We start from the raw sequence: 13,333 nt of genomic DNA on the forward strand, positions 1-13,333 counted from the left end.
GCATAAAACGGTACAGGCTGCTAAAGTGCCGCCATGACATTCGGTAGGGCCTTATTGCGGCTAGATACCATGCATAACACAGTACCTGGCAACGTGTCGAATATGTTCTGAAATGCGATGAAAACCCAACTCAAGAAAGGCACGCTCGACATGTGCGTCCTGGCTGTGCTGGCCCGCGGGGACAGCTATGCCTACGAGCTGGTGTCGACGCTGGCCGAAACCATGGAAATCAGCGAAGGCACCATTTACCCACTGATGCGGCGGCTGCAGGCCGAAGCGTGGGTGTCGACCTACCTTGTGGAGTCGACCTCAGGGCCGCCGCGCAAGTACTACTCGCTCACGGGCACCGGTCGTCGCAGTCTGCTGGAAATGGAAGACGAATGGCGCAGTTTCGTTGACGAAGTCAACGGCGTGCTGGCACAACAAGGCAAACAACAGGACACAGGGGAAAACCGATGAAGCAGGACGGATTCATTGAAGCGTTGCGGCGGGAACTCAGCAGTCTGCCCAAGGCCGCGATCGACGAGATCGTTGCGGATTACCGCGAATATATCGGCGATGCGCTGGCTGCCGGCCGTCACGAGGAAGAAGTGATCGCCGCGCTCGGCGACCCCGCCAAGCTCGCGCGCGAACTCACGGCTCAGGCCAACTACCGGCAGTGGGAAGCGCAGCGCTCGGTCGGCAACCTGATGCGCGTGGTCGCGTCGGTCGCCCGGCTCGGGTTGCTGCAACTGCTGTTGCTTGGACCGTTCCTGCTGTATCTGCTGATGCTGACGGTGGGATATGTCGTCTCCGGCGCGCTGGCCGTGGCGGGACTGGTCGCGATGCTCGTGCTCGGTAGTCATCATTTCTTCGGTACCGATTTCAACCTGAATCTCGGCAAAGAGACGCAAACCAAATCCACCGATCAGGTCGGCGATTTACACACCGACTTCGCCGGACTGCAGGTACTCGACAAGCGCTTCGTCTTGCGTCTGAACAACGGTGCCCGGGTCGATCTCGTCACCACGGCCGGGCCGATCGAACTTAAGCGCGACGCGCAAGGCCAACTCGAGACGGAGATACCCGATGACGCCGCGCGCAAATTGCTGACGCAAAACGCCGACGGTAGCTTCAGCATCGACCGCGACGCGGTGAACGCACTCGATTTCCGCGACACGGTGGACGGCCGGCTCTCGCTGGCGCGCAGCGGCGAGGATAAGCAGGCGCTGAGCTGGAACATCGTCGACACGGACGGCAGTCATGCGAGCTTCGACCAGGACGCAAACGGCGATACGCACCACCTGAGCGTGAACGACAACAGCGACGGCAGCCAGGTATCGATCGGCGACGGCGGGATCGCGGTCGACGACAGCCAGGATCATATCCACATCTCCGGGCTCGGCGGCAAAACGCTCGAATCCATCGCGCTACGCTACGCCGTTATCGCATTGCCGATCGGCTTGCTCGGCCTGCTGCTCTGCATCTGGCTCACGTGCATCACCTGGCGTGCGCTGACGCGTTTCACGCAGCGCCAGATCGACGCGCTGTCGACGAGTTTCGGCCACACGCCGGCACGGTAACGTTTTAACGCCCTGGAAACGCTGGTCGCGAAGACCCGCGTTTCCCCTTCCCCCTACTCGGCCACGCACTGCCCCGTCTCGAGCCGGCTCAAAAACGCTTCAAACCCCTCGACAGGAAGCGGACGGCAGAAATAGTAGCCCTGATACGCGTGACATCCCGCAGCCGCGAGGAAATCCCGCTGAGCCTCGGTCTCCACGCCCTCGGCAATCACGCCCAGCCCCAGGCTCTGCGCAAGCGCCACAATAGCTCTGGCAATCACCGCGTCATTCGGATCGACCAGGACATCGCGCACGAACGACCGGTCGATTTTCAACTGATCCAGCGGCAGACGCTTCAGATAGGATAGCGAAGAATATCCAATTCCAAAGTCGTCCAGCGAGAACACCACGCCACGCGCCTTAAGCGCCCCCATCTTGCGGATGATGTCCTCCGCGTTGTCCACCAGCACGCTTTCGGTCAACTCCAGCTTCAACCGGTCGGGTCTCGCGCGGGTTCGAGCAATGATGCTCAACACCTTGTCCACGAAATCCGGTTCGCGGAACTGCTGGACGCTAACATTGACCGCGATCGTGAGGTGCGCCGTCTCGGACCGCGTGGCCCATTGCGCCAGTTGCGCGCAGGCCGCCTCCATGACCCAGCTTCCCAGTGCAAGGATCAGTCCGGTTTCTTCGGCTAGCGGGATGAAATCGGCAGGCGGCACGATCCCGCGCGTGGGATGCTGCCAGCGCACCAGGGCTTCGGCGCCCGTGATGCAGGTGCCGTCGACCTGCGCCTGGTAGTGAAGCAGGAACTGGTTTTCCTCGATGGCATCGCGCAGGCCCGCCTCCAGCGCAGCGCGTTCCACCACCACGGTCTGCATGTCGGGGTCGAAGAAACACACGGCGTTGCGGCCTTTCTCCTTGGACTTGTACATCGCGAGATCGGCCTGCTTGAGGAGTTCGTCGATCGACGCCTGATGTCCCCTGAACACAGTCGCACCGACGCTCGCCGTACTGCGGTATTCAATCTCGCCAAGTTGATACGGACTCCCCAGCACCGCGAGGATTTTCTCGCCGAGCGCTTCGGTCTGGCTGGCCGCCTCTTCCCAGTTTTCGTGCAGGCTCCCTAGCACCACCACGAACTCGTCGCCGCCCACGCGAGCCACGGTATCGCTCTCGAGCACGCTGGCAGCCAGACGTTGCGCCACTTGCTGCAGCAGCAGGTCGCCTTTGTCGTGGCCCAAGGTATCGTTCAAGGTCTTGAAGTGATCCAGGTCGATGAACAGCAAGGCGCCGCACGTTTCGCTGCGGGCACTGGCCGTGATCGCCTGCTTCAGGCGGTCCAGCAGCAAAGTGCGGTTGGGCAGGTGAGTCAGCGCATCGAAGAAGGCCAGTTCCTTGATTCTCTCCTCGGCGATCTTGCGCTCGGTGATGTCGTGATGCGTGCCCACAAAATGACTGACGACCCCATCCTCGCCCATCACCGCGGAGATCGCGAGCCACTTGGGGTAGACGTCGCCATTCTTGCGGCGGTCCCAGATCTCGCCCTGCCAGCCGCCGTCGCGCTGGATCGTCTCCCACATCTCACGGAAGAAGGCGGCGTCGTGGCGGCCGGACTGAAGCACGCGCGGCGTCAGACCCACGATCTCCTCGGGCGCGTAGCCCGTGCATTCGGTGAACGCCGAGTTGACGCGCAGGATCTTGGCGCTGGCGTCGGTGATCATCATCGGTTCCTGCGAGTCGAATGCGACTGCGGCAATCCGCAGCTCGGCCTCGACCTGCTTGCGCTCGGTGATGTCGCGTCCGCTCGTGCGAAAGCCGATGAAATCGCCCTTGGCATCGCTGATCGGCACCCACGAAACGGACAGCCAGATCAGCGATCCATCCTTGCGAATGCAACGAAATTCGAGGTCGTCGCCGCGAAAACCCTGCTGCCCTTTCCGAAACTCCGGCGCCACGCGCGGCAGATCTTCCGGATGGATCAGCGCGCCCGCGAAATCGGGCATGGCCATGCACTCCTCGACCGTATAGCCGATGTACTCCTCCACCGATGGGTTGATCCAGCGCGGCTTGCCGTCTTGCCCCCACCAGACCTCCCAGTTAACCGTGCAGTCGGCAATCGCGCGAAATTTCTCCTCGTTCTCGCGCAATTCTTTGGTCATCGCCGAGGCGAGCCGCATCGCGCGGCCGCGTCCGGTCATGATGAGCCAGGTGAGGAACGCCAGCAGCAGGCTAAGGCCCGTGCCGATGCTGGCGATCAACCACGCCGCGTTACGGCCGAAGCGCGCCTTGAAGTCGTCCTGGGCACTCATCGACAGGGTCCAGTCATGACCGTCGACGACCAGATATTCGTTGGCCGAAATATCCACGGGCACATGCCGCCCGGCCGCTTCAGGTGTCCGGTGCAGCAGCGCGGCGGGCGACGGTTCGACGCCATCGTAGATCGCGATGGACAGACCAGGCGGCTGCTCGCCATACAGACTGGCGATCACATCGTGCATGCGAAACGAGGCGTAGACCCAACCGACCAGGTGCGCGCGGCGCTGGGCGACGCTGTCCTGCGGTTGCCCTCGTGCGTAGATCGGCAGGTACATGATGAAACCGGGGTGAGCGCTGGCGTCGGGATCCACCGCCAGGCGGACCTTCCCGGAAATGGCGGCCATGCCGGAGTCGCGCGCCTGCTCCATGGCGCTTCGCCGCACCGGGTCGGTCCAGGCATCGAAGCCGGGCGCCGCGCGATTCAGACCAATGCGCGGCTCGCGCTGGATGACCGGCGCGTAGTCTTCGCGCGAACCCTCAGGCTGAATCGCATAGCCGGACAGCCCCTGGCGCCGCATGGCGGCGACATGCTCGTCCTTTTGCGCGGCCGGCACCCACTCGACGAGGCCAATGGTCTGAATGCCCGAGAAGGCGGCGTCGAGATCGAGCGTGCCGACGTAGTCGCGAAAGTGCTCGCGGTCCACCTCGCCGGTGGCGGCGAACATGCTCTGCACGCCGCGTAGCAGGAGCTCATAGGTGCCCATCCGCTGCTCGATCCTGCTGACCGCGTCGCCCAGCGAGTAGTCGAACTGGGTGAGCAGTTCATGGCGGGCCGCTTGCCGCTCATGGTCCCACAGTATCCACGTAACACTCAGTGAAGCGGACAGGACCAGCAGCGGAAGGAGAACCAGGCGCGCCCAGCTCACGGTGGCGTCGGGAAATTGACCATCGACTCGGCGAGGTCGGGTTTGAAATATTTCTCGAAGATCCGCCGTACGGTACCGTCGGCACGCATTTCGTTGACCAGGGCGCGCCACTTGTCGCGCTCCGCGGGCGACAGCGCCTTCTTCGACATGATGAGGCCGTGCGGAACGGCGGGGTCGTTGAACTCCACGATCGCGGTCACGTCGCGGATTTGCTTTTCGTCGATGGCGGGGTAATCGAAGGGCTCGATGATCATCCCCTGGATGTGCCGGAGCAGCAGCGCCTGATACAGCGGATCCAGACCGCTCGCCTGGGTGACGCGGTTTTCGGCCGCCAGGTCGTCGACCAGCCGGTTGGCCGACTCGCTATAGCGGAAGCTGCGGATCACGCCGAGCTGGAACTGGTCGTTGTGCTCGAAATCGGCCAAGCGCTGAATGCCCGCATCCTTGCGTACCAGCAGATAATATTTATTGCTGAAGTACCACGCAAAATCGGCGTACTGATTGCGCTCGTCGTTGGCGATGCCGGAGAGGCTGAAGTCGAGTGCGCCGGATTCGATCAGCTTCCAGATCCGCGCGCGCGACATGAGGCTAACCCGGATCTGGCAACCGCTGCGGCGGATCAACTCGTCGGCGAAGTCTTTGTCGATGCCCGAATCGGTGTCGACCGAATACAGCAGACCGTGATCGTGCAACGCCAGCGTAAATGAACGCGAACAGGTGGGACCGGCCGCCATAGCGCTGCCCAGACAGCTTAACGTCAGTAGCAGACCCCCGAGGCTACGTCGAATCACAGCGTCTCCATCGTGCGAAGGTGACTAGGATACAGCCTTTAATATTGTCAAAAGTGCCGCTGACTACGCATTTCCCTGCCCTGCCCCTCTCACGGGTGCGAATAGGATACCGAGTTTCCGGCTTTTTTTTGGGCGGGTTTTTCGATGTTTTTTTCAGCTTGTCAGCTTACACCTGTGATCGAAGCCGTCGCAACCTTCAATCGGCATGTACTCCATACGCACTATCGGCAGCGCGGCGCCGTTCTTAAGTGCGTTTGAATTTTTCCGTGCTGCAAGTCCTGGCCGATCCAGAGAGGGATGTCGCTTCCATGTACGCTTCGGCTTGTCGGTTGGCAGACTAACCCATCGTTAAAGGAAAAGTAATGGTCGAGCTGGATGATATGCGCCTGTTCCGCGCCCTGGGGGTGTCGCCCTCGCTCGCGGCAGCCGCCCGACGCCTGAATCTCACCCCGCCCGCAGTGACGATCCGGCTGCAAAGACTGGAGGAACGCCTGGGTGTCCGCCTGGCCATCCGGGAAGCGCGCGGCTTTTCGCTCACCGATGAAGGCCGCCGCTTCCTCGACGAGGCGAAGGAACTGCTCGAACGGATAGAGGCCATCCCGGCGAGCGTATCGGGCAAAACAGACCATGTGAGCGGCAATCTGCGGGTCGTCGCGCCACTGGGCTTCGGTCGCGCGTATGTGTCGTCGATCGTCGGCGAGCTGCGCCAGTCCCATCCCAGGCTCGCCATCTCATTGCATTTATCCGAGAGCCCGCTGACCGCCGCCGCGGGGGCCGATGTTGTCGTCAGCATCGGCAATCTCAGGGCGTCGTCATGGATCGGACACTTCCTCGCGCCCAACGACCGTTTGCTCTGCGCCAGTCCCGCGTTCGCGCGCCGCCTGCGGCAGGTCAAGCATCCCTCCGAGCTTGCCCAGTTCGAATGCCTGTGCCTGCGGGAAAACGACGAAGACCTGCCACGCTGGCGGTTTACGCCGCGCGACAGTGGTGCGAAGCACGCACAAAAGCCGGTCACCGTACGGATCTCCGGCGCGCTTTCCACCAACGACGGTACCGTCATCAGGGACTGGGCGATCGACGGGCTCGGCATCGCCGAGCGCTCCGAGTGGGATGTGTCCCATTTGATCGCGGAAGGCAAACTCGTCCGGGTCTTGCCCACGTGGAGCCTGGCGCCTGCACCGGTCATGGCCTTGCTGCCGACGCGCCAGGGGATGTCGGTCCGGCAGCGGGTGTTCCTCGAGGCGGCCAAACGCGCACTGAATCCCGCTCCCTGGCGCGCCTGACGCGAGCGAAGCAAGCGCGCTCATGCGTGTGGCCTTCAGCGCTTCACGATGGCCCGGCGAATACCTATCGTCATCCTAATGAAATACTAACGAAGCCCCAGGGCCAGCTCCACAAACTGCATGGCCCGGGCGTTGGCGTCACGATAGCGATGCGCGATGTACAGCGTGGTAATGGTGTCGGTCTCGTCCAGATGCCGGAACACGACGCCCGGCACCGCAATGGTCTGCAGCGTTGAGGGCACGAGGGCAATGCCGAGCCCCGTGGCGGTCAGCCCAATCAGCGTGGAAGCCTGCTGCGCCTCCTGCACGACCTGCGGTTCGAAGCCGCGCTTCGCACACAACGCAACCGTCTGTTCGTACACGGCCACCCCTGCCTGGCGCGGATACGCAATGAACGGCTCGTCGCGCAGATCCGCCAGCTTGATGGAGGCCACCTCGGCGAGCCGATGCCCCGCGTGCATCGCCAGCAGCAGAGGTTCTTCCAGCAACGGCGTGAACACGACATCGGTGGGGAGCGCGCTTTCCGGCAGCCGCAGCAAACCGACGTCGATCTCCCGCTGCTCGATGGCCTCGATCTGCAGGGACGACGACAGTTCCAGCAGCGCGATGTTGACCTTCGGCCGTTGCGTCCGGTACGCATGAATCAGCCGCGGGAAAAACGGCGACAGCGTCGACGCATTGGTAAACCCGACACGCAGCCGCCCAACCTCGCCGCTGACGGTATCCCACACGCTCTCCTTCGCATGTTCGACGCGCGCCAGAATCGCCCGCGCGTCGTCGAGCAGCGCGAACCCGGCCTCGGTCAGCGCCACGCTGCGGCGCGTGCGGTGAAAGAGCCGTGCGCCGAGATCCGCCTCCAGCGCCTGGATCGCGAGGCTCAGCGGGGCCTGGGTGATGCCCAGCCGCTCGGCGCTGCGCCGGAAGTGCAATTCCTGGGCAAGGACGACGAAATACTCAAGATGCCGGATGTTCACTGATTTACTCTGCAAATCAATAAGTTGATTTCAGAGAATAGATCAAAACTGTTCCAGCGACGATACTGTATTCCACCAACACAACGATGGAGACAGCATGAACGGTGCGGAACTGGTCGAACGCCTGCGCGAGCGGCACAAGATCATTGCGCTGGGCATCCGGGCCTCGCGCACGACGGACATCGTGCGCTGGGCCAAGGCGGCCGGCTACGACACGATCTGGATCGACATGGAGCACAGTTCGCTGCCCGTCGATACCGTCGCCCAGCTCGCCTCGTGCGCCGTCGACCTCGGCCTGATGCCGTGGGTGCGCGTGCCCGAGCGCGATTACGGCACGATCAACCGGGTACTCGACGGCGGCGCGCTCGGCATCATCGTGCCGCGTGTCGAAACGGCTCAGCAGGCGCGCGATGCGGTGATCGCCACGCGCTTTCCGCCGCTTGGACAGCGTTCGCAACTCGCGACGCTACCGTATGTGAACTTTGAAAAGCTCGCACCGCGCGAGATGAACCGGCGCCTCAACGAAGCGACCGTGCTCAAGGTGCTGATCGAAAGCCGCGCCGGCGTCGAGGCAGCCGACGCGATTGCCGCGGTCGAAGGCGTGGACGTGCTGGCGCTCGGTTGCAACGATTTGTCAGCCGATCTGGGGCACACCGGCGAATCGGCCCATCCCGAGGTGGTCGCCGCCTGCCGCCAGGTGATCGCGGCAGCGCAGCGGCACGGCAAGGTCGCGATCGTCGGCGGCATGCCCGAGTGCGAGGCGCTGAACGAGCTGCGCCGCGAAGGCGCGGCCCCGTTCATCTTCGGCGGCATCGACAGCGATGTTTTCCTTGCGGCGCTGCGCGAACGCGCGGACCAGGCCCGCGCTCTTTAAACTCCCCTACTTTCAGACCATGGCAGAGACTCCCCTGATCTCCACCCCGATGCGCGACTTTGAAACGCTGTCGCGCCCGTCGTTCACGATGCCGCCGCTCGCCTGCGATGCGCACATGCACGTATTCGGTCCGCTGGACAAATATCGACACGTCGAACATCCGCACTACACGCTGCCCGACGGCAAGCTCGCGTACTACCTGCAGTTGATGGGCCGCTTGCAGCTCAAGCGCTTCGTGATCGTGCAGCCGAGTTTCTACGGCACCGACAACCGCTGCATGATCGATGCACTGCATGTGGCCGGATCGATCGCACGCGGCGTGGTGATGATCGACGAAGGCACGAATGCCGCGACGCTCGACAGTTACCACGCGTCCGGCGTTCGCGCGGTGCGGCTGGACCTGTTTGCGCGCTCCGGCTTGCCGACTGCGGAGATCCAGCAATACATCACGCGCATGGCGCGCCTTTGCGCGAGTCTGGGCTGGCATGTGCAGTTCTATGCGCCGGGCTGGGTGGTGCGCAACCTGATCCCGTTTCTCGCTGACGTGCAGACCGACTTCGTGATCGACCACATGGGTTATATGCTCGAAGAAGATGGCCTGACGCCCGCCGATTTCGAACGCCTGCTGAGTTTGCTGAAAGACGGCCAGTGCTGGCTGAAGCTGAGCGCGCCGTACCGGATCGCCAAACATCGTGGCTATGAAGCTGTGGCGCCGATGGCCGAAGCCATCGTTCAAGCGGCGCCGCACAAGGTAATCTGGGGCTCCGACTGGCCGCACATTCCGGATTCGACGCGCGACACCGGCGAGTTGCTGAACCTGCTCGGCGCATGGACCGACGATCCGGCGGTGCGGAAGATGATTCTCTCCGACAATCCCGCACGCCTGTTCGATTACTGAGGCAGTCAAACCTATCATGCCCTACCAACCCAACGCAGCGTTTGCCGGTCTCTTTCGCGCGTTCACGTCGGACCCGCAGAGCATCGGCGCGCACCTGACCGGGCAGATGACGCGGCAGGACGCCGACGCGCCGCTGCTCGTCTCGACCGGCAGCGATATCGTGCTGTTTCCCGGCGCAGGCCGTGCGCCGGCTATTGAGAGCTTTCGCAAATCGACGCGCGGCTTCATCGAACTGACGGCGGTGTCGCATCTGCCGCTGGCCGTCGCCTACCTGGCGCGCATGCGCGAACTGTCGCCAGAGGACGATAGCTGGCAAAGCGATGCGGCGCGCCTGCGGGGTCACGCGCAGGAAACCCGCGCGGCGAATTCGCTCGCGTTGTGGCGCGATCATGTCGCCGTCGCCAGCTTCGCGGGCCACGAGCAGAAGATCGCCGATCTGGTCGACTACACCTGCGGCGTCACGATCGACCTGCTCGAGCGGATCGGGAAGGATCACTCGCTGCTGAACTTCGCACGCCTGAACGACGAGTACTTCGCCGCGCCGCCCACGGACGCCTTTCCTGTGTCGATGAACGATGTGATGTTCGCCACCTTCGGGCTCGCCTTTCTCGACATCGTCTATCGCATCGGCAACTGGTTGCGCGCGCAAGCACTCGACTGGAGTCGCCTGATGGTGCTGGTCAGCGGACGATCGGGCCGGCCGACGGCCGGCGCCACGTGGGCGACCAACAACATGTGCTATCTGGTGTGGTGCGCGTCGAACCGCACGCTTCTGCCGGAGCGCGTGTTCGTCGCGCCGCATGCGCCGTCGTTCTCGGTCGCCGAACTGCCCGACGCGGCGGGACTCGCGGAACTCGAACGCAGCTACAGGGCGTTGTGGCTGAACACGCGCGCGAGTATCGACGTCGCACGCGCTCTCTTTCCCGAGCAGCGTCCGTACCGCTTCGATCCCGCGCCCGCCGACGGCATGCCGCCGATCAGATCGGTCGACGATCGCGAAGCCACCACGGCGCGGCTGCGACGCATCATGGAAGACCCGAACCAACTCCTGTCGAATTGCGTCGCTGATTACATCGTCGATCAGTTGCACAGCAACGGCAACCAGCCGCAACAGGTGGAGATACCGGGCTTTACGAACGTGAGGTATCCGCACGCGGAACGGTCCTAGAGACGATCAAAGGCGAAAGCCGACACGACCCGCGCGGCAGGGCATCCGCGCGGACCATAAGAAAACGCCCTTGATGAAGGAGACAAGCTTCATGAACCTACTTGCACGAGAGCCTGCTGCAGGTCCACCGGTCAGCAACGTGCTGAGCATTACGCTGGTGTGCTTTGCGGTCTCGATGATCGACGGCTTCGACACGCTGATGCTGTCGTTCGTCGCGCCGTTGCTCGCGAAGTCGCTGCAGATCGATCACGCTACCCTGGGCCGCGTCTTCGGTGCGGGATTTATCGGCACGGTGCTGGGGTCGCTGATCGTCGGGCCGCTGGCCGACCGCTTCGGGCGGCGGCCAATGCTCCTGCTGGCGCTCGGTGTGACCGGCGTGTTCACACTCGGCTGTGCATTTGCCACATCGGCGACGATGCTGGCCGCGCTGCGCTTTATCGGCGGTCTCGGGATGGGCGGCGCCATTCCGCCGGTTGCCGCCATCACCGCGGAAAGCAGTTCGCCGCAACGGCGCTCATCCCTGGTCATCCTGATGTTCATCGGCTTTCCGCTTGGCGCGGTGGTCGGCGGCGCGATTACCGCGGCCTTGATGGTGCGCTTCGGCTGGCCATTCGTCTTCCTGATGGGCGGCGCCTTCGCCCTGCTCGTGCTGATCCCCGTGCTGCTCGTGATCCCGACGCACGCGCTCAGCCGCGACGAACGGGCCGCCGCGCGGCAGCAAGCGGCGGCACGCGGTCTGCACGTAGTGAGCGGCGTGTTCGCCGGCGGCCGGCTCCCGGCAACCCTGGCGCTGTGGTTCGGCGTGTTGTCGAGCATGATCCTCTCGGGCTTTCTCGTCAGCTTCATGCCTACCATGCTCAACATGAACGGCGTCGAACCGGGTCGCGCGGCGCTCGGCTCTGTCGTGCTCAACTTCGGCGCGATCGGCGGCGCGCTGGTGCTGTCGGCGATGGTCGGCAAACGCGGCCCCTTCGTGCCAGTGTCGCTGTCGTTCATTGGCGGCGCGCTGTTGACGGCGGCGCTCGGCCACCTCATCGGCGCGGGGAACCTCGCGCTGGCGATGCTGTTCGCGGTGGGCGCGTTTCTGGTCGGCGGGCAGTTGACGTTTCCGGCTATCGCCAGCCATCTCTTTCCCGCCGACGTGCGAGCGGCCGGCATCGGCTGGGCGCTCGCCATCGGCCGGCTCGGTTCGATCATCGGGCCGGTGGTCGGCGGCATCCTGCTGTCGCAGCATCTGGCATTCGACACGCTGTTCATGCTCGCGGCGCTGCTGGCGGTGGCCGCTGCGCTCGGCATCGCGCTCGCCAATCTGCTGCGTCCACGCGAAGAGAATGGGCCGCTCCCGCCGGCCCGGTCTTTTGCAATCCCAGGTTCTGAGTTAGGAGAAGCCGGTAATGGCAAACATTGAATCGGGCGGCGGCCTGCTGACGCAGCTGCAGCAATTGCCCACAAGCGGTGCGCGGGCGGCGGAAGTCTTTACGACCGACGAGGGTCTCTTTCTCGGCGTGCCGCAACTGGCCCGCGACGTAGCGGGCGAGCCGCCCTATATGAACGGTGGCGACAGCGACATTGAAGCGCCCATCTACCGCTGGCTGGACGGCCGCTTCGTCGAGCATGAAGCGCTGCCCTTACCCGGCGGCGAAGATCTGGAATACTTTGAAATCGACGGCCGGCGTTTTCTCGCGGCCGCCGGCATTCGAACCGGCAAAGGACCGTACGACCTCGACACCCACGCGGTTGTCTACGAACGCATCGCCCACGCATGGGTGCCGCTACAAGACTTCCCGGCATTCGCAGCGAAGCAGTGGGTCGCCTTCTCGTTCGACTCGCGACACTTTCTCGCGCTGGCGCAAGGCGTGGTGGTGGATGGCATGGTTCCCCGCCATCCACGCGACTCGCGCCTGTTCGAATGGAACGGCGAACGCTTCGAACCGTTTCAGACCCTCGACGGACAATGGGGCTACAACTTCGCGTTTGTCAGTTTCGAAGGCGAGCGCTATCTCGCGTATGCCGATCATGTGAGCGGTTCGTCGGTGCTGCGCTGGAACGGCGAGACCTTCGCGCCGCTGCAAAGCTTCGACGAAAACGGTGGACGTGCCTTCCGCTTTTTCGAAGCGAATGGCGCGCTATGGATGCTGCACGCCAATCTGCTCAAGCACACCACGCTTTATCGATTCGACGGCGCCCAGTTCGTCGCCACGCAAACCCTGGGCGGCGCGGGTGGACGCGAGCTCTGTCTGATCGACGGCAAGCAGGGACGCTATCTGGTGCGCGTGTGCTTTATCACCGGCACGCCTAAAGCACCGGTTGTCGAGACGCAGTCGGAGATTTTCAGGTGGCGGGACGATCGCTTCGAGCGCGTCGGCCCGTTCGCCACCTCGGGCGCCACCGACGCCGCCACCTTCACCGTCGACGCGCAGCGCTACCTGGTCGTCAGCAATGCCTTGAGCGCCGGTGTGCGCTTCCGTACTGACTCGACGCTTTATCGCTTCGACGGCTAGCGGCCAAACACGGCCCGTACGACGGCCACGCAGCTATCGCATTGACGCCCGGCGGCCCGCCGGGCATTCCCCAACGGGAACCGATATCCCTTTAGCCAGGGAGGGCACCGTTTTGCCT

Annotated in this window: 11 protein-coding genes; 8 read left to right on the forward strand and 3 right to left on the reverse strand. The window is 63.7% G+C overall.

Translation table 11 applies throughout. The features are described from left to right. The first annotated feature begins 117 nt into the window (after positions 1–117). Positions 118–459 (forward strand): PadR family transcriptional regulator, encoded by a 342-nt coding sequence (locus tag BUS12_RS12555; RefSeq protein WP_074295993.1) that lies wholly within the window; start codon positions 118–120, stop codon positions 457–459. Beyond that, the gene (locus tag BUS12_RS12560) at positions 456–1,562 is read left to right on the forward strand and encodes a DUF1700 domain-containing protein (RefSeq protein WP_074295994.1); all 1,107 of its coding nucleotides are present in this window, start codon (positions 456–458) and stop codon (positions 1,560–1,562) included. Before BUS12_RS12555 ends, BUS12_RS12560 begins: the two co-directional genes overlap by 4 nt. A 53-nt stretch (positions 1,563–1,615) precedes the next feature. Here BUS12_RS12560 and BUS12_RS12565 read toward each other — a convergent pair whose 3' ends face one another. Both BUS12_RS12565 and BUS12_RS12570 read right to left on the reverse strand, forming a co-directional pair. Next, positions 1,616–4,726: a bifunctional diguanylate cyclase/phosphodiesterase gene (locus BUS12_RS12565; protein WP_074295995.1), complete on the reverse strand. Its 3,111-nt coding sequence runs from the start codon at positions 4,724–4,726 to the stop codon at positions 1,616–1,618. Continuing rightward, positions 4,723–5,517 (reverse strand): substrate-binding periplasmic protein, encoded by a 795-nt coding sequence (locus tag BUS12_RS12570; protein WP_074295996.1) that lies wholly within the window; start codon positions 5,515–5,517, stop codon positions 4,723–4,725. The genes BUS12_RS12565 and BUS12_RS12570 overlap by 4 nt, the downstream gene beginning before the upstream one ends. Positions 5,518–5,879: 362 nt before the next feature. Here BUS12_RS12570 and BUS12_RS12575 point away from each other — a divergent pair, with 362 nt between their 5' ends. Beyond that, a complete protein-coding gene (locus tag BUS12_RS12575) occupies positions 5,880–6,800 on the forward strand; it encodes a LysR family transcriptional regulator (RefSeq protein WP_074295997.1) in 921 nt (306 codons plus the stop codon). Between the two features lie 86 nt (positions 6,801–6,886). Here the strand turns inward: BUS12_RS12575 and BUS12_RS12580 are convergent, their stop codons facing one another. After that, positions 6,887–7,774: a LysR substrate-binding domain-containing protein gene (locus tag BUS12_RS12580; protein WP_074295998.1), complete on the reverse strand. Its 888-nt coding sequence runs from the start codon at positions 7,772–7,774 to the stop codon at positions 6,887–6,889. Between the two features lie 97 nt (positions 7,775–7,871). Between BUS12_RS12580 and BUS12_RS12585 the strand changes: the two genes are divergently transcribed. The 5 genes from BUS12_RS12585 to BUS12_RS12605 all read left to right on the forward strand — a co-directional run bounded on the left by BUS12_RS12585 (position 7,872) and on the right by BUS12_RS12605 (position 13,215). Next, positions 7,872–8,648 carry an HpcH/HpaI aldolase family protein gene (locus tag BUS12_RS12585; protein WP_074295999.1) on the forward strand — a complete coding sequence of 259 codons (777 nt, stop codon included), beginning with the start codon at positions 7,872–7,874 and terminating at the stop codon, positions 8,646–8,648. A 19-nt stretch (positions 8,649–8,667) separates the two neighbouring features. After that, a complete protein-coding gene (locus BUS12_RS12590; protein WP_074296000.1) occupies positions 8,668–9,546 on the forward strand; it encodes an amidohydrolase family protein in 879 nt (292 codons plus the stop codon). 16 nt (positions 9,547–9,562) lie between these two features. Next, positions 9,563–10,714 (forward strand): DUF5624 domain-containing protein, encoded by a 1,152-nt coding sequence (locus BUS12_RS12595; protein ID WP_074296001.1) that lies wholly within the window; start codon positions 9,563–9,565, stop codon positions 10,712–10,714. Positions 10,715–10,805: 91 nt separating this feature from the next. Next, positions 10,806–12,122: an MFS transporter gene (locus BUS12_RS12600; RefSeq protein WP_074296002.1), complete on the forward strand. Its 1,317-nt coding sequence runs from the start codon at positions 10,806–10,808 to the stop codon at positions 12,120–12,122. Beyond that, positions 12,109–13,215, forward strand: coding sequence for a hypothetical protein (locus BUS12_RS12605; protein ID WP_074296003.1), 1,107 nt, complete (start codon positions 12,109–12,111; stop codon positions 13,213–13,215). The genes BUS12_RS12600 and BUS12_RS12605 overlap by 14 nt, the downstream gene beginning before the upstream one ends. Positions 13,216–13,333: the final 118 nt, after the last annotated feature.

It is taken from the genome of Paraburkholderia phenazinium, from assembly GCF_900142845.1.
Classification (GTDB): Bacteria; Pseudomonadota; Gammaproteobacteria; order Burkholderiales; family Burkholderiaceae; genus Paraburkholderia; species Paraburkholderia phenazinium_A.

What these genes read in the sequence shown, in the direction of transcription:
- BUS12_RS12595 (WP_074296001.1), top strand. Translation starts at nt 9,563, where the DNA reads ATGCCCTACCAACCCAACGCAGCGTTTGCCGGTCTCTTTCGCGCGTTC.
- BUS12_RS12605 (WP_074296003.1), top strand. Translation starts at nt 12,109, where the DNA reads ATGGCAAACATTGAATCGGGCGGCGGCCTGCTGACGCAGCTGCAGCAA.
- BUS12_RS12555 (WP_074295993.1), top strand. Translation starts at nt 118, where the DNA reads ATGAAAACCCAACTCAAGAAAGGCACGCTCGACATGTGCGTCCTGGCT.
- BUS12_RS12600 (WP_074296002.1), top strand. Translation starts at nt 10,806, where the DNA reads ATGAACCTACTTGCACGAGAGCCTGCTGCAGGTCCACCGGTCAGCAAC.
- BUS12_RS12575 (WP_074295997.1), top strand. Translation starts at nt 5,880, where the DNA reads ATGGTCGAGCTGGATGATATGCGCCTGTTCCGCGCCCTGGGGGTGTCG.
- BUS12_RS12590 (WP_074296000.1), top strand. Translation starts at nt 8,668, where the DNA reads ATGGCAGAGACTCCCCTGATCTCCACCCCGATGCGCGACTTTGAAACG.
- BUS12_RS12585 (WP_074295999.1), top strand. Translation starts at nt 7,872, where the DNA reads ATGAACGGTGCGGAACTGGTCGAACGCCTGCGCGAGCGGCACAAGATC.
- BUS12_RS12560 (WP_074295994.1), top strand. Translation starts at nt 456, where the DNA reads ATGAAGCAGGACGGATTCATTGAAGCGTTGCGGCGGGAACTCAGCAGT.